Origin of the sequence: Legionella santicrucis, from assembly GCF_001468135.1 — a bacterium.
GTDB classification, from domain to species: domain Bacteria; phylum Pseudomonadota; class Gammaproteobacteria; order Legionellales; family Legionellaceae; genus Legionella; species Legionella santicrucis.
In genome coordinates this window covers 113,281-129,537 of sequence record NZ_LNYU01000032.1, presented here as the reverse complement: position 1 = coordinate 129,537, position 16,257 = coordinate 113,281, and the positions used below count along the sequence as shown (strand labels likewise).

The window sequence follows — 16,257 nt, the reverse complement described above, 5'->3', positions numbered from 1 at the left end:
ATTTTTTTTGTTTTAACCCTTGAAAGTTTTTTCTTTGTCCCCATATGCGTTTCAGTAACATTGTAAATGAGTTTAAAGTTTAATTAATCAGGAGATAGAAGCATGAAAATTCGTCCTTTACACGATCGAGTTGTTGTTCGTCGTATGGAAGAAGAGCGTACCACAGCTGGTGGTATTGTTATTCCAGATAGCGCTACTGAAAAACCAATGCGTGGTGAAATCATTGCTGTTGGCGCGGGTAAAATATTAGATAACGGCGATGTTCGCGCTTTAGCAGTAAAAGTAGGTGATATTGTTTTATTTGGTAAATATTCAGGTACTGAAGTAAAAATCGACGGTAAAGAACTGGTTGTGATGCGTGAAGACGACATCATGGGTGTTATTGAGAAATAATTTGTTTCATTAGGAGATAGAGATAATGGCAAAAGAATTACGTTTTGGTGACGATGCTCGCCTACAAATGCTTGCTGGTGTTAATGCATTAGCTGATGCAGTTCAAGTAACAATGGGACCTCGTGGCCGTAATGTTGTTTTAGAAAAATCATATGGTGCACCTACTGTAACTAAAGATGGTGTGTCTGTTGCTAAAGAAATTGAATTTGATCAACGCTTTATGAATATGGGCGCTCAAATGGTTAAAGAAGTCGCTTCTAAAACTTCTGATACCGCTGGAGATGGTACAACTACTGCTACTGTATTGGCTCGTGCTATTGTGGTTGAAGGCTATAAAGCAATTGCAGCTGGCATGAATCCTATGGATTTGAAGCGTGGTATTGATAAAGCAGTTTCTGCAATCACCAAAAAATTACAAACCATGTCTAAGCCTTGCAAAGACAACAAAGCAATTGCACAAGTAGGTACTATTTCTGCTAACTCTGATGAAGCAATTGGTTCAATTATTGCTAGTGCAATGGATAAAGTAGGTAAAGAAGGTGTTATTACTGTTGAAGACGGTAATGGATTGGAAAATGAATTATCTGTTGTTGAAGGGATGCAGTTTGATCGTGGATATATTTCTCCATACTTCATCAACAATCAACAAAGCATGACTTGTGAGCTTGAGCATCCATTCATTCTGTTAGTTGATAAGAAAATTTCTAGCATTCGTGATATGTTGTCTGTATTGGAAGGTGTTGCAAAATCTGGCCGTCCATTATTGATTATTGCTGAAGATGTTGAAGGTGAAGCTTTAGCTACTTTAGTAGTTAACAACATGCGCGGTATTGTTAAAGTATGTGCTGTTAAAGCTCCAGGATTTGGTGATCGTCGTAAAGCAATGCTACAAGACATCGCAATTCTGACTCATGGCCAAGTAATCTCTGAAGAAATTGGCAAAAGCTTAGAAGCTGCTACTTTAGAAGATTTAGGTACTGCGAAACGCATCGTAGTGACTAAAGAAAATACCACTATTATTGATGGTGAAGGTAAAGCTGCAGAAATCAATGCGCGTATTGCTCAGATTCGTGCTCAAATTGAAGAAACTACTTCTGACTACGATCGTGAGAAATTACAAGAGCGTGTTGCTAAATTATCTGGTGGTGTTGCGGTGATTAAAGTTGGTGCTGCTACCGAAGTAGAAATGAAAGAGAAGAAGGCTCGTGTTGAAGATGCATTACACGCTACCCGTGCTGCTGTAGAAGAAGGTATTGTTGCTGGGGGTGGTGTTGCTTTAATTCGCGCACAAAAAGCTTTGGATTCTTTGAAAGGCGATAACGACGATCAAAGTATGGGTATCAACATTCTTCGTCGTGCTATTGAAGCTCCAATGCGCCAGATCGTATCTAACGCTGGTTACGAAGCATCTGTCATTGTAAACAAAGTAGCTGAAAACAAAGACAACTACGGTTTCAATGCTGCTACTGGCGAATTCGGTGATATGGTTGAAATGGGTATCTTAGATCCAACTAAAGTAACTCGTATGGCATTACAAAACGCTGCTTCTGTAGCAAGCTTAATGTTGACTACTGAGTGTATGGTTGCTGACTTACCAAAGAAAGATGAAGCTGGTGCTGGCGATATGGGCGGCATGGGCGGAATGGGTGGTATGGGAGGCATGGGCGGCATGATGTAAGCCTCCTCTTAACCTATTCTTTTAAAACCCGCCTTTATGGCGGGTTTTTTTTAATAGTTTTAATAAAATATTTTTATTGGTTCTAAAAAGTATTTATCATCCAATAATTATTACAAAGCTAGGAGTAACGATGGAAACAATAATTAAAAAATTGGAAGTAGTATTGGCAGATACATATGCTTTATATCTTAAAACGCAAAACTACCACTGGCATGTTAAGGGTGTGCAATTTAAAAGCTTACACGAGTTGTTTGAAATGCAATATAAACAATTAGCAAATGCTGTAGATGAAATTGCAGAACGAATTTTGATTATAGGCCATAAAGCTCCAGCTACTTTTTCTGAGTTTAATGCACTAAAAACAATCAAAGATGGTAATTCTAGCGCTGATGCAAACCAGATGGTGAGTGAGTTAGCTGAAGATAATGAGGCTTTAGTTAAAGATCTTAATAAAGCAGTTCGTTTAGCTCAAGAAAATGGTGATGAAGGTACCGTAGCATTATTAAGTGAGCGTATCGCAGCGCATGAAAAAGCACATTGGATGCTAAGTGCTTCTCGTTAAGACTAATTTGTAATCCTAAATCTTCAAAAAGCATCGCCTGCTGTGAACGCAGAAGAGCTATTCCTGGTTGCAAGCAACCAGGCTACTCGTCTACGTTGATTTTGCTTTATTCACGCCAATTTTATTTAAGATAATCGTGAACAACTCTACCGTAAGGTAAAGTGAGATCGGATAATATATGTACCGCATTTACTATGCGATGAACAGGAAGACTCGCTACTGGAGCTAATGCATGGTGTGCTAATTCTAATTGAGCAGGTCCTTGCCAGGATCCTTTGATAACAACATCTTCTAAGTGATACTCGACAAGTTCACAAATACGGACACTTCCATCTACATGGGGAATGATTTTAAGTAAATAGTTAGGAGCATTCATTGACTCTGCTACTTTTTTTACATCTAATGTTTCGTATTTGTAGCCCATAGTTGCAGTTGCGATTCGAAAAGGTCCATATTCGAGGGTGCCTAGTAATGTTTCATGAGCGACCTCCAGTTTTGGCTGGGCTAATTTCTTAGGAAACCCCCATATTTCTCGGCCTCCTGCTATAGGAGGAAGATCATCTAAAAACATTGCGTGAGTATATCCTCCCATTTTACCCTTATAACGTACAGGGATTACTTGTCCTGATTCAGTATAATCACCAAATCCTGTTGAATCAGGCATGCGAATGAATTCAAATTTAACTAAAGGATCTACTACTTCTAAAGGTTCAGGGACTATTTGGTGCAATAAATCTATATCCGTTTCATAAGTAACGATTAAATATTCTCTATTGAGAAAGCGATAAGGACCACGTGGATAAGCTGGACTGGTAAGTGGCATTGCAAAAGCCTGTTCTATTACCTCTGCTTCGTTCATTTCCAAACTCCTTTTGGATGTGTTTATGGTGACAGGCAGATTATAATAATTGAATCCTTGTCGCCCGTAATTGCTTGTCCCACTAAATAGTGGAGCTATGTTTAAGTCATGTCTATTTACTCCATGAACCAGCCATGACTTACTACAAGTGATTGTCCTGTCAGTGCATTAGATTCAAAAGAAGCAAAAAATAAAGCGGTTTGTGCTACGTCATCAGTAGTAGTGAATACTCCATCAACTGTATCTTTTAGCATGACATTTTTAATGACTTCTTCTTCAGTAATTCCTAATTCTTTTGCTTGCTCTGGAATTTGTTTGTCTACGAGTGGTGTTCGAACAAAACCAGGACAAATGACGTTTGCTCTTACATTATGGGCTGCCCCTTCTTTAGCAACAACTTGACATAAACCAAGTAAGCCATGTTTTGCAGTGACATAAGGTGCTTTAAGCTTCGAAGCCTCTTTGGAGTGTACCGAGCCCATATAAATGATACTGCCTCCTTTACCAGAAGCATACATATGTTTTAGTGCAGCACGTGTTGTTAAGAAAGCACCGTCTAAATGAATAGAGATTAATTTTTTCCAGTCCGAAAAAGCTAATTGATCTACAGGACTAATAATTTGAATTCCGGCGTTACTAACCATAACATCCACACCGCCAAAATTTTCAGCTACAGCGTCTACACCTTGATTGACTTCGTTTTCATCGGTGACGTTCATGGCAACAGCCATTGCCTCTCCACCTTTAGACTTTATTTCCTCAGCAGTGATATTGGCTTGAGATAAATTCAGATCAGCAATTGCAACTTTCGCTCCTTCTTTTGCATAAACCAAAGCTATTTCTTTACCAATTCCACTGGCGGCTCCAGTAATTATAGCTACTTTATTTTTTAAGCGCATGATAACAATCCTTGTATTATTTTTGAGTTAATGGGCAATCATATTGATTGAACTAAATTTTTTAAAAGTATAGCAATGGAAGTAAAATATTGCTTTATTCTTCCCTAAGAATTTTTGACAATTCATTTCATGTCCCGAGATTTATGTCCGGGAGCTAAATGGTGTGAATCTATTTGTGGGAACTAAATTGTCAACAGCCCCTAATCTTTTATAGATGCATTACATGAATTAATACTAAAAGCCTAATGGGTTTACTTTAACCTCTTTAATAGAGGTTAAAGTTATTTTTTATATTAGTAATAATAATAATTGTAGCCAGGACGATAATAACGATGACGGTAGTAATATTGTCGGTCTTGTTGCTGGCCAATCGCATTACCTACTAGGGCTCCGGCTCCTGCACCTATTACTGTGCCCACTGCACTTCCTCCAGAAACCGCATATCCTATACCCGCTCCTGCTGCTCCACCAACACCGGTTCCTACTTCTGTATTAGTGCAACCACCGAGCATAAAAACTGATAAACTGACAAAAAATAATGGAGCAATAATTTTTTTCATAGTGAACTCCCTTTTATGATTTTAAGAATTTCTGCATTTATAAATTGATTTTTTTGTGCAAGAAGATTCTAATTGCTTTATCTCCATTATGATTTTAGTACAAAAATTTTATTATTTGTCAAATAATTGTACATATTTTGTATTTGTTGAAGGTATTTAAAAGACAAATTTTACTCTGACCCTCATTTTCCAGTAGTATTAGCACTATCGATCATAAAAAATAGAGGAAGATATGTTTAAAGGAAGCATAGTTGCTTTATTAACCCCCATGCTCAATGATCAAGTGGATGTACCGCGTCTGCGTGAGCTTGTCGAATATCATATTGAAATGGGTAGTCATGGTCTGGTTGCGGCAGGTTCTACAGGTGAATCAGGTACTTTATCCCACGAAGAAAAGATGCTTGTGATTAAAACTGTTGTTGATCAAGTTAAAGAGCGGATTCCTGTCATTGCGGGAACGGGTATGAATGCCACTCGTGATTGTATTAAACTAACTCAAGAGGCGATGGAATGTGGTGCACATGCTGCATTAATTATGACTCCCGCATATATTAGACCAACCCAAGAGGGTTTATATCAACATTATTGCCAAATAGCTCAGACGGTTGCCATGCCTATCATCCTTTATAATGTTCCAACTAGGACTGCTTGTGATATGTTGCCTGAAACTGTAGCAAGACTTGCAAAAATTTCTAATATTGTAGGAATCAAGGATGCTACGGGGCAAATGACTCGGTTACAACAAATTTTGCGTCTTTCTGAAGGAAGCATTGATGTATTTAGTGGTGATGATTTTACCGCCGCCTCTTGGATGTTAGCTGGAGCTAAAGGAAATATTTCCGCAGCAGCTAACATAGTTGCTAAATTAATGGCAAAATTATGTGATTTAGCTTTAGATGGAGATCATGCGGCATGTTTGCGCCTCAATGAACAATTAATGCCTTTATATGAATTATTGTTTATTGAAACAAATCCTATTGCTATAAAATGGGCAGCAAACAAAATAGGCTTAATGGAAAATGAATTAAGAATGCCATTGACTCCTTTATCAAAAGAGCATCATGAACCTTTAGAAAAAATATTGAAGAATTTGGAGTTGATCTAAGTGAAAAAATTGAGTTTTATTCTTGTTTGCATTGCTCTAATTTGTTCTGGATGCAGTCGCTATGCAAGTAATGGGGAACATCTTTACTTAAATAGTCGTAATGGTCCAGTTTTGGAGGTTCCACCTCCATTATCGAGGGCAAATATTAGTAATTTTTATGATTTGCCACAACAAAACCAAGATGCACGTGTAAGTATTGCTCCACCTGTATCATAGAGGGTTTATTATGACACCATCGGAATCAGCTGAATTACTTATTGTTCAGGACTTATCGCAGCGTATTGTAGATGCACAACGCAAGATCAGGATTCTTGATAGTATCAAATGGGATGATTCTATAAAAAAAGAGTTTTTGAAACATAAAGGTAAAAAACTTCCATCCATTGATAAAGAATATTATGAAAAAAAACCTTTACCATTTGATGTGTTGGAAAAACAAGAAGAATTTCGAAATATTTTACGTGATGCTCAGAATCAATTGGGACAATATTCTACTTTAACTCGTTTAATTCGGCGCCAATGCGAAGAATACATTAGGGCAACACAAATGCTCGCCGCACGAGGTACGCCTGCATTTTCTGAAATAGCAACAGAATTGTATGGCAGTCCAAATGATGTATTTTATGCTGGGGGACCACGTATGTCAGAGATGGGAACATTACTCTTTGATGTATTAACAGGTCTTAGTGTTCAATTGCAATCTGAAGCAGATGTAAAACATTATACACCACAACAAGCACAAGAAATTTTACAAGCTCGATTAGGACAATTTTTTGATAAACATCCAGGTAAAGTCACTGTTATGGTAAGTGACGATATGATTGCAGATGCTTCAGCAGGTGCTGACAGTATTAAACTGAGTCAACAAGCCATGTTTAGTGATCGAGATCTTCGTTATTTGGAGGTGCATGAAGGATGGGTTCATGTGGGTACGACCTTGAATGGTTCGATGCAACCTAATTGCTTTTTTCTTTCTAAAGGCTCGCCATCAAGTAGTGTTATTCAGGAAGGTTTAGCAGTGATCACGGAAGTTGTGACCTTTTCTTCATATCCCAGTCGTATGCTAAAAATTACTAATAGAGTAATTGCACTAGATATGGTCACACAAGGGGCAGACTTCCTCGATATTTATAACTATTTTTTAGGATGTGGTTTGAGTGAGGAAGATGGTTATAATCAAACAGTGCGCGTTTTCAGAGGCAGTATACCGACAGGTGGTCCTTTTACAAAAGATCTTTCTTATGCCAAAGGTTTTGTACTGATTTACAATTATATTCGTTTTGCGATAAGCAAAAAGCATGTGGAGTCGATTCCATTATTATTTACAGGTAAATTAGTTTTGGATGATTTGCCTTTGCTAACTGAATTAAAAGAGCGTCAGATATTGACAAATCCTGTTTATTTGCCACCTCCATTCCGAGATTTGGCTGCATTAAGTGCGTGGATGAGCTTTTCCTTGTATTTAAATCAGTTTGATTTGAATGAGATCCAAAAGAATTTTCGATTCCTGTTGGCTTAATTTTATAAAGATTGGAGCTTGTTGACCATTAATTACTATTCAGCGTTGTAAGAATTAAATAAATAGAGTTACATAATGTGGATCCCGCGTATAAAATGCGGGATGTGGGGGACAGAATAAATTGTCAACGCATCCTAGGGTTGCATGTGGATACATATACGTTGGAACGAGGCTGCTTTATGTGCCCCTTAGTTCAATTTATAAGCTTATTCTTATAAAATCATTTTGCTAGTTTCGGCCAAACTTTGTTGTATGAGTTTCATCATCATTCGATTCTCTTTCTTTCAATAATTCTTCTTGCAATTGTTTTTCAAGGTAGTCATCATCAAATAAAGGTTCTTTTTTCTCATATTCCTTAATTTTTTCTTTTATCTTTTCATTTTCAAAAAATTTTTTTGGTATTGATTCATGTTGATTATCTGAATTATCAGGTTTACTTGATTTATATGGCATTTGATTTTCCTCTATTCAGGGTAAATATCTTTTAATAGTCCAGTTTTTGATCATTATCATCATTCACATCATATCCTGATTTAGATAATAGTTCACTGGAGCTTATGGATAAACTTCTTTTCATCGATCGAGAGAAAAATTGCTCTCTATTAAGAATTGGTTCTATATGTCTTTTGCCACGAAATGCCGCTAATTTTTCCGAATCATAAATTTCTGCTTTTTTATCTTTCATATCGATCCATGCAACATAAACAGGAGTAGCACCATGTGGCACATTAGTATCATAAATAGAGATTTGAATGTTTTTATTCCCAATTAATTCTTGATTGGAAAGCAATTCATATGTTGATAAAGTTACATTGCGATGTGAATTGATTAAATAAGAAGTTTGTACGTATCGACCAGTACTTTCCCCACGTTGTTGGGCTCTTTTTACCGAGCTTTCAGGATCAACTGTAACAATTGAAATTTCAAGTTTACCATTATCCTGGGTTCCTAATTGAATTCTATCATTTGCTGGAGTTACTCCATCAATCAACATATGAGGTGCACTATTTTGATTAACCTTTTGGCGCATTTTTTCGTAGCCCATAAGTGTAATATAAGATGCTTCATCATTGTTTAAAGATACATGAAGCTCATTATTCGTGCCTAATTGTTCCTGGCGTCCTTGGCATACTAATATTCGGTGTGTGTCCGTATTAATTTTTACCATATCTCGTTCATCGATACCATTTGTTGTTTTAGCTTCATGCAGTACTTTAGCGAGAATGGTACCTTTTCCTGATGCAGGAGCTCCCGCTAACATAAGTGTTACTCGTTCTGCTCCTTGATGTAGTGATAATTTTTGCAGAGGCGCTTCTCCGATGACGGTTCCCTTTGCATCATGGATGGGAAAAAGAGTTTCTTCTGCAATAACCTGGTTAATTATTTTTTCAATTTGAGGCGTTATATTCGATTGAATGCATTTTTTCATTTCTTCATTGTAAACCATATCTTCTATGGTCATTTTTACTAACAAAGGAAAAGCTTCTTCTTGATTAATATTGTGTTTCAGTAAAAATTTATTTGATACTTGATATAGGCCACTTTCAAAGGCTACTTTTATTCTATCGTAGACCTCTTTGTATTTAGCCAAAGAAGGATCGAGTTCTTCTTCTGTATGGATCGCATCAAAAGCTTTTAGTGCAGTAATTTGCGCTGTTTCTTTAATTGCATGCTCAAATTCTTTAAAGTCGAGTTTAAAAACTTTGTCATAGATGTAATCTACATATTTATATAAATCAAGTTCTTCACCACATTGAACCTCTGTTTCAATGGTTGCAATGGTATCGAAGTATACGATACGTTCAATTGGATAGGTAATAAGGCTTTGGACGTTAGGGTATTTGGGTTTTTCTGTTTTCGAATATACGGCATTACAAGCCATTATTTCAGCAATATCTAGCTTGGATCGTTGACAACTTTGCAAATTTGTATGAGTATATATTGGTTCTATGCCAGATTTGATCATTTCTAAAACTTGAGTTGCTGGAACATTTTCAATATATTTAATTGTTTCGTCAATTTTATTTTGCATGGCTCACACCTACTTAGATAGATATTTATTTTAAAAATAGTAAATAAAACCATTTGTGTCATGTAAATGACCAATAAGATTTTTTGTGGATTATAATAAAGGCTATTTTTACATTTCACTGCTATTAACTTAAGAGCCTCCTCCATCGATGTTCTGCAAACAAATCCCGGAGCGTAGGGATGAATTCCTTAAGTCAATAGCAGCGCTCCTCAGATTGAGCAAGGCAAAGTAGGCACTAAATCTTTATCCCGAGCTGATATTTCCTGAGTACCGAAGTACTCAGTGAAATGCATCTCTATCAAATTTTACACGCTGCTGCGTCTATATATTTGCTGTTTACCTCTTTTTCTGGTTGACGGGTAAAGAACTGATGAATATTGTTATTATGATACAACCTAGGTTGAGCATGCTCTCTCATTGTTCTTGCTAATAGGGGATATTCAGTAACTAGTTTTTTGGCCTGCCCTATAATATATGAATCATTAGATCTTTGAATCATTCCTAAATAATGCACAGCCTTTCTCAAATCATTCACATCATCTGTTTTTGCCAATATTTGGCACATTACCAGCATTGCATTAGTACATCCCAAATTAGCAGATTGGCGCATAGTTTGTTTGTACTGAGAAGAATTTGGCGGATAGATGTGCGCTAAATGATATAATGCCATAGGGTTATCTTGAGCTAAGGCCAACACTTTAGGTAAATGCTGTACCACAGCTGCTTTTATGGCTGGATCATTTGGTGATTTATGTAACTGGTTTACTAATGCAGCAAATTCATTACTTGATGTGGCCATTTCCTTACCCCCAACATTAACTACTCTTGTTTGTAGAATAAAAGATGAAGGTTAAGGTAAGATTAAGCCTAGGTCTCTTTACGATTTTTTTACGTTTTTAAATATTGCCCATCCTAAATGAAACAACATATGCGCTAATATCGCTGCAATCAGTCCATATTGCCAGAATAAGTACCCAAAAAGTAGGGATTGGTAAAGGCTAAGAATAACAAAAGAATAGAGGAAGCGTCTGTTCGAAGCGCAACCAGCAGCTATGTAGGCAGGAAGTTGTCCTAGAGCAAATATTAAGCCACTAATAAAAATTGCAATCCACGTAGTGATGGTGACATGTTCTTTAGTAAAAAGTAAACTAAAAAATAAGGTCAAATTCATGAGCCCCCAACGGACAATGACTTCTTCTACAACACCTCCATAAAGGACACAACCGTCAACACCTAGAGTAAAACGAATTTTTTCCATAATTTCTAGACTTTTTTCATCGATAATTCGTTTCATTACTCCATAATACAGAACACCAAAAATAAGAAGTCCGAAAAATGCATACAAGAGTGCGGGAAATAAAACAGGTAAAAGTACACCCACCCCAGCGGTTCCTTGTAACAGTGCTTCAAGTTCAGGAGCACGTAAACCAGTAGTTGGAGATAAAACTGAACCAGCGATACTCAAGATTAAAACCATAAATAGAGTTTGCAGAATGGCAAAACGACTTATTCTCTTTTTTAACTCTTCAGAGTTATCGGGTAATAAAAAATAAATTAAACGCTTTATAGCTATTGTTACCCCCGGAATGGATAAGCAGAATAAAACGATGATTAAGGGCCAATTGAGGGTCATTTTTCATCCTTAAATAATACAGAGTAAAAGAAACCATCCATACCTTGTTCCCCAGGTAGAATTTGTTGACCATATTCTGTTGCATGTCCCCAGGGCCAAGATTTTGTGATTAGATTACAGTCAGGATTATTTTTTATAAAGTTAGCTATTTGTTGTTCGTTTTCGGCAATCATTATTGAGCATGTGGCATAAACAAGTACCCCACCTTTTGCCAATAAAGGCCATAAAGCGTGAAGCATAGTATGCTGAATTTTTGTAATAGCGGCAATTTCTTCATCGTTTCGAAGTAATTTAATGTCTGAATGGCGTCGAATAACTCCAGTTGCCGAGCAAGGGGCATCTAATAAAATCCTATCGAAGAATCTTCCGTCCCACCATTGGGATGGGTCTAAAGCATCTCCTTGGAGCAAGGTAGCATGCAAATCAAGGCGATTTAAGTTTTCTCGAACTCGGCCTAATCTTTTAGAATCAATATCTACAGCAACACATTCTGCGAGAAGAGGTTCTTTTTCTAAAATATGGCAGGTTTTTCCTCCTGGGGCACAACAGGCATCAAGCACATGAAGGCCTGGTTTTAAAGATAATAATGAAGCCGCTAATTGGGCTGCTCCATCTTGTACTGAAACTAAACCTTGCGCAAATCCGGGCAGTTGATATACATCACAAGGTGTCTCTAGAACAATTGCTTCGGGTGCAATAGGATGAGGAGCGGCTACAATATCCGCTTGTTTTAAAACATGTAAGTAATCCACCACCGAGATTTTTCTCAGATTAACTCTTAAAGTCATAGGGGGATGGGCTTCGTTTGCCTTGGTTATTGCTTGCCAGTCGTTGGGCCAATCCTTTTGCAAACGTTTTAATAACCATTGAGGATGTCCATAAAGAAACAAGGGATCCTTATTGAGTCGAGTAAGAATTTCATTATGTTGGCGACAAAAATTACGTAGTACAGCGTTTAGTAAGCCTTTTGCCCATCCCTTTTTTATTTTTTCAAGTAATGCTACGGTTTCTTTAACTACTGCATAATCAGGTAACTTCATATAGTGCAATTGATAGATTCCTATCAATAGGGCAACCCAGATTTCTATTTCTTTAGGTTTTTTCTGCATGAGGCAATTTGCCATTGCTTGCAGACGAAAATAATGCCGGCAAAAGCCAAAACAAATTTCTTTAGTCATTGGTGAGATTTCAGCAGAGGATGGCATAAGCTGCGACAACGGCGTTTTTTCAACCAATAAATGGGTTAGAATGTTTAGGGCATGTAATCGTTCATTAGGCTTCTTTCGAGGCTCTATTGCGGTGGAGCATTGTTTTGAGTTTCTTTGCACTTTTTTCTCTACGATGAACTTTGAAGGAGGTTTATTCTTGTTCATCAAAGCAAAAACCTACATGTACTTGTGATTTAGAAGAATTCAACCAATCTGCTATAGAAATGACTTTTGCACCAGGGAGCTGGATTTTCTCTACAAGCAAACCTTGATCTCCAGTTGCAATCAGTAAACCTTTTTTATCAATGTTAACTACCGTGCCAGGAGCTTGCGAAAATGCCGTTGCTATAACTTTGGCTTGGTGAATACGCAAGATCTCTTCACCAAAGAAGGTGTATGCTATAGGCCAAGGGTTGAAAGCGCGAATTTTGCAATCAATTTCTATTGCGGTTTGTTGCCAACTAATACAAGCATCTTCTTTATTAATTTTACTGGCATAAGTGGCTAATTCATTGTTTTGGATTTCTGATTTTGCTGTATGGTTGGCTAATTCATTAAGTGTATCTAATAAGGGTTGAGCGGCAATTTGAGCTAGCTTATCATGCAAACTGTTTGCAGTTTCTGTCGATGTTATAGGACAAATTACTTTATGCAGCATCGCTCCAGTATCCAAACCCACATCCATTTGCATGATGGTGACCCCAGTTTCTTGATCGCCATGCAAAATGGCTGATTGTATTGGGGAGGCTCCCCGCCAGCGAGGTAATAAAGAAGCATGTACATTAATACAACCTAATCTTGGTGTTTCAAGAACTGCTTTAGGAAGTATTAGCCCATAAGCGATAACAACCATGATATCTGGTTTTAAAGCCATTAACTCAGCAACTGCCTCAGGATTCTTAAAATTAATGGGTTGATAGACCGGGATTTGATGCGATGAAGCCCATTCTTTTACGGCGGAAGCTTGTAGCTTTCGACCTCGACCTGCAGGGCGATCGGGTTGAGTATAAATCGCTTGGAGATGATGGTTTGAATGCAACAATGCCTCAAGACAAGGAATGCCGAATGCAGGTGTACCCGCAAAAACTATATTTAATTGGTTCATGATTTGCGTGTGTGTTGGCGTTTAAATTTTTCTAATTTTTTCCGTGCCATGGCTTTTTTCAATGGCGAGAGCAGATCAACGAATAACTTGCCATTCATGTGATCAATTTCATGTTGTAAGCATTCGGCGAGTAAGCCATCAGCTTGGATTTCAAAGGGGTTACCTGTCCTATCTAATGCTTTTACCGTAACTTTTTCTGCGCGAATCACGGTATCATAAGCCCCAGGGACAGAAAGGCAGCCTTCTTCAAATTTTTTTTCCCCTTCAGAGGCTATAATTTCAGGGTTGATAATAACCAGTTGATTTTTTTTATCGCCGACAATATCAATGACAGATAATCTTAAACCAACACCAATTTGGGGTGCTGCAAGTCCTACACCACGGGCGGCATACATAGTCTCAAACATGTCCTCAATTAACGTTTGTAATTTATCATCAAAATGAACAACAGATTTTGCAACTTCTCTTAATCGAGCGTCAGGTAAATAAAGAATTGTATGAATAGCCATCGTTTATCTGGTTCTCTGCATAAAAATCATGTTATTATCCTTGATATATTGTAAGGCTGCAAGATATTCCAACAAAGGATTGACTCCATGAGATTTGTTCTCTCGTTATTCTTTTTTTTCTTTTCTGCTTTGAATTATGCCTTAAGCTTAAAGTCAGACGCTCCTTCACGGTACATTGTTCAACACGGAGATACTTTATGGAGTATCGCAGGCCATTACCTACATAATCCTTGGGAGTGGAAAGAGCTTTGGCATGCAAATCCTAAGATAAGAAATCCTAATCGTTTATATCCAGGTGCAGTGTTAGTTCTAGCTTATGCTGGTAATAAGCCGTATATCAAAGTGTTATCAAATGGAACGATAAGATTATCACCCAATGTGCGTCCTTTACCACTAGATGAAGCAGTTCCTGCAATTCCATTAAGTGATATTAAGCCTTTCTTAAATGAGTCTTTAGTTTTAGATCAAAATGTTATCGACTGGGCGCCTTATATAGTCGCCTTCGTTGGGGAACATATGATAGGAGGACAAGGAGATGAAGCTTATGTACAAGGCTTGCATCCTTCTCGAGAGTTACCAGCGAGAGGTGTTCCCGCGTATTCTATTTTTAGAGGTGGTAAAAATTATGAGCATCCCAAGACTAAAGAATTTTTAGGGTATCGTGCCAATTTAGTAGGGTATTCCGAACTTGTTGTAGGGGGTGAGCCCGCTACTATTTTATTAACCAGTATCAATGAAGGAATTAAAATCCAAGATAGCGTGTTAATTAATAATAGTCCTGAGTTTAATCTTTATTTTGAGCCTAAAGCGCCTAATTTTCTTGTGAAAGGTTACATCATTGATATGCCAAATGGTATGCCTAATGGAAATGTTCAGGAGGCCGTAGGAGGCGTAGCGGTGATTAGTTTAGGGGCGCGTGATGGTTTAGAGGCAGGGGATGTGCTTGGCATTTACAGAAATTCGGGTACAGTTAATGACCCTAAAGATAAATTAGTCCCTATACAGTTACCACCGGAGCGTATTGGAGAGATTATGGTTTTTAGGGTATTCACCAAGACAAGTTTTGCGTTAATTTTGCGTTCAACGCGCGCTATTTATTTGTTCAACATGGTGACTAATCCATGAAAAATTTGCCCTTTTATCTTGCTTTAAACCGAATGGAAAAAGTTGGTCCACGTACTGTGGTAAAGTTACATCAACGTTGGCCTAATTTACAACAAATGTTTCAGCTTACAGCCACGGAATTAGAGCAAGCGGGAGTATCTGGCACTTTAGCACAAACCATAGCTGGTTTTGATTTCAGTGTGATCCAAATGGATTTAGATTGGTTTAGGTCAGCAGATGATCATCATCTATTGACCTGGGATTCACCAGAATATCCCGCTTTATTAAAAGAAATTACTGATCCTCCTCTAGTTTTATATGCGAAAGGTCAGCTTTCGTGTTTGCAGCAGCCAAAGCTTGCTATAGTGGGAAGCCGTAATCCAACTGTAACAGGAAGCGAGAATGCGCGGATGTTTGCAAAATCAATTGCAGCTTATGGTATTACCATTGTCAGTGGTTTAGCTTTAGGAATTGATGCGCAAGCTCATATGGGATGTTTGGAGGCTGATGGCCAAACAATCGCCGTCCTAGGAACGGGAATAGATTGTATTTATCCGCATCGGCATGTAACGCTTTCGCAACATATTAGTCAAAATGGTCTTCTATTAAGCGAATTTCCCTTAAAAAGTCCACCAATCGCTGGACATTTCCCAAGAAGAAATCGTATAATAAGTGGTTTATCATTGTGCACTTTGGTTGTTGAGTCAGCAGTGAAGAGTGGCTCATTAATCACAGCACGAATGGCCTTGGAACAAAATCGCGATGTTTTAGCGATTCCAGGTTCCATTCATAATCCTATGGCTCGAGGGTGTCATTATCTGTTACAGCAAGGAGCTAAGTTAGTGACTTCAGTTGCTGATGTTCTCGAGGAGTTAATGATTGATTCAAAAGAGCAAACAACGAGTAAAGCAATTTTACCTCTTGCCAGCGGGAATAAAAACCTAGTAAAGTTCATTGGTTTTGAAATGACTACTGTTGATCAGATCATTTTACGTAGTGGATGCACCGTTGAGCAAGTGATTCGTGAGCTTGCAGAATTAGAATTGAGAGGGGTTGTTGTATCTGTCCCCGGTGGCTATATGAGGTGTTAG

General features: G+C 37.8%; 18 protein-coding genes. 8 read left to right on the top strand and 10 right to left on the bottom strand.

Going from position 1 to position 16,257, the window contains the following annotated elements:
- The first annotated feature begins 102 nt into the window (after window positions 1–102).
- From groES to Lsan_RS08155, 3 genes are all read left to right on the top strand, one after another.
- A complete protein-coding gene (gene groES / locus Lsan_RS08165) occupies window positions 103–393 on the top strand; it encodes a co-chaperone GroES (protein WP_058459691.1) in 291 nt (96 codons plus the stop codon).
- 25 nt (window positions 394–418) lie between these two features.
- Window positions 419–2,071, top strand: coding sequence for a chaperonin GroEL (groL, locus tag Lsan_RS08160; RefSeq protein WP_058513930.1), 1,653 nt, complete (start codon window positions 419–421; stop codon window positions 2,069–2,071).
- A gap of 130 nt (window positions 2,072–2,201) precedes the next feature.
- Window positions 2,202–2,633 (top strand): Dps family protein, encoded by a 432-nt coding sequence (locus tag Lsan_RS08155; RefSeq protein WP_058513929.1) that lies wholly within the window; start codon window positions 2,202–2,204, stop codon window positions 2,631–2,633.
- A gap of 121 nt (window positions 2,634–2,754) precedes the next feature.
- On the opposite strand, the gene Lsan_RS08150 is transcribed toward Lsan_RS08155, so the two are convergent.
- From Lsan_RS08150 to Lsan_RS08140, 3 genes are all read right to left on the bottom strand, one after another.
- Window positions 2,755–3,492, bottom strand: a complete 738-nt coding sequence (locus Lsan_RS08150) for an acetoacetate decarboxylase (protein ID WP_058513928.1) — start codon at window positions 3,490–3,492, stop codon at window positions 2,755–2,757.
- A gap of 116 nt (window positions 3,493–3,608) precedes the next feature.
- Window positions 3,609–4,391, bottom strand: a complete 783-nt coding sequence (locus Lsan_RS08145) for a 3-hydroxybutyrate dehydrogenase (RefSeq protein WP_058463451.1) — start codon at window positions 4,389–4,391, stop codon at window positions 3,609–3,611.
- 293 nt (window positions 4,392–4,684) lie between these two features.
- Window positions 4,685–4,951, bottom strand: a complete 267-nt coding sequence (locus tag Lsan_RS08140) for a glycine zipper domain-containing protein (protein WP_058513927.1) — start codon at window positions 4,949–4,951, stop codon at window positions 4,685–4,687.
- Between the two features lie 232 nt (window positions 4,952–5,183).
- Between Lsan_RS08140 and dapA the strand changes: the two genes are divergently transcribed.
- The 3 genes from dapA to Lsan_RS08125 are packed head-to-tail and all read left to right on the top strand — an operon-like array spanning window position 5,184 to window position 7,575.
- A complete protein-coding gene (gene dapA / locus Lsan_RS08135; protein ID WP_058513926.1) occupies window positions 5,184–6,056 on the top strand; it encodes a 4-hydroxy-tetrahydrodipicolinate synthase in 873 nt (290 codons plus the stop codon).
- On the top strand, window positions 6,057–6,272 hold the full coding sequence (locus tag Lsan_RS08130; protein WP_058513925.1) for a hypothetical protein: 216 nt from the start codon (window positions 6,057–6,059) through the stop codon (window positions 6,270–6,272). It abuts the gene before it with no gap.
- A 10-nt stretch (window positions 6,273–6,282) separates the two neighbouring features.
- Window positions 6,283–7,575, top strand: a complete 1,293-nt coding sequence (locus Lsan_RS08125; RefSeq protein WP_058513924.1) for a flavohemoglobin expression-modulating QEGLA motif protein — start codon at window positions 6,283–6,285, stop codon at window positions 7,573–7,575.
- 228 nt (window positions 7,576–7,803) lie between these two features.
- On the opposite strand, the gene Lsan_RS08120 is transcribed toward Lsan_RS08125, so the two are convergent.
- The 7 genes from Lsan_RS08120 to def all read right to left on the bottom strand — a co-directional run bounded on the left by Lsan_RS08120 (window position 7,804) and on the right by def (window position 14,062).
- Complete coding sequence (locus tag Lsan_RS08120) at window positions 7,804–8,028, bottom strand: hypothetical protein (protein WP_058513923.1); 225 nt, start codon at window positions 8,026–8,028, stop codon at window positions 7,804–7,806.
- A 31-nt stretch (window positions 8,029–8,059) separates the two neighbouring features.
- On the bottom strand, window positions 8,060–9,607 hold the full coding sequence (locus tag Lsan_RS08115; protein ID WP_058513922.1) for a zeta toxin family protein: 1,548 nt from the start codon (window positions 9,605–9,607) through the stop codon (window positions 8,060–8,062).
- 298 nt (window positions 9,608–9,905) lie between these two features.
- Window positions 9,906–10,406: a hypothetical protein gene (locus Lsan_RS08110; RefSeq protein ID WP_058513921.1), complete on the bottom strand. Its 501-nt coding sequence runs from the start codon at window positions 10,404–10,406 to the stop codon at window positions 9,906–9,908.
- A 78-nt stretch (window positions 10,407–10,484) separates the two neighbouring features.
- Window positions 10,485–11,240: a CPBP family glutamic-type intramembrane protease gene (locus Lsan_RS08105; RefSeq protein ID WP_058513920.1), complete on the bottom strand. Its 756-nt coding sequence runs from the start codon at window positions 11,238–11,240 to the stop codon at window positions 10,485–10,487.
- On the bottom strand, window positions 11,237–12,613 hold the full coding sequence (gene rsmB, locus Lsan_RS08100; protein ID WP_058513919.1) for a 16S rRNA (cytosine(967)-C(5))-methyltransferase RsmB: 1,377 nt from the start codon (window positions 12,611–12,613) through the stop codon (window positions 11,237–11,239). Before rsmB ends, Lsan_RS08105 begins: the two co-directional genes overlap by 4 nt.
- Entirely contained in the window at window positions 12,600–13,553 is a 954-nt protein-coding gene (fmt, locus tag Lsan_RS08095) for a methionyl-tRNA formyltransferase (RefSeq protein ID WP_058513918.1), read from the bottom strand. Before fmt ends, rsmB begins: the two co-directional genes overlap by 14 nt.
- A complete protein-coding gene (gene def, locus Lsan_RS08090) occupies window positions 13,550–14,062 on the bottom strand; it encodes a peptide deformylase (RefSeq protein WP_058513917.1) in 513 nt (170 codons plus the stop codon). Before def ends, fmt begins: the two co-directional genes overlap by 4 nt.
- Before the next feature lie 87 nt (window positions 14,063–14,149).
- Between def and Lsan_RS08085 the strand changes: the two genes are divergently transcribed.
- Together Lsan_RS08085 and dprA are read left to right on the top strand one after the other, a co-directional pair.
- A complete protein-coding gene (locus Lsan_RS08085) occupies window positions 14,150–15,187 on the top strand; it encodes a LysM peptidoglycan-binding domain-containing protein (RefSeq protein WP_058513916.1) in 1,038 nt (345 codons plus the stop codon).
- Window positions 15,184–16,257, top strand: a complete 1,074-nt coding sequence (gene dprA / locus Lsan_RS08080; RefSeq protein ID WP_058513915.1) for a DNA-processing protein DprA — start codon at window positions 15,184–15,186, stop codon at window positions 16,255–16,257. The genes Lsan_RS08085 and dprA overlap by 4 nt, the downstream gene beginning before the upstream one ends.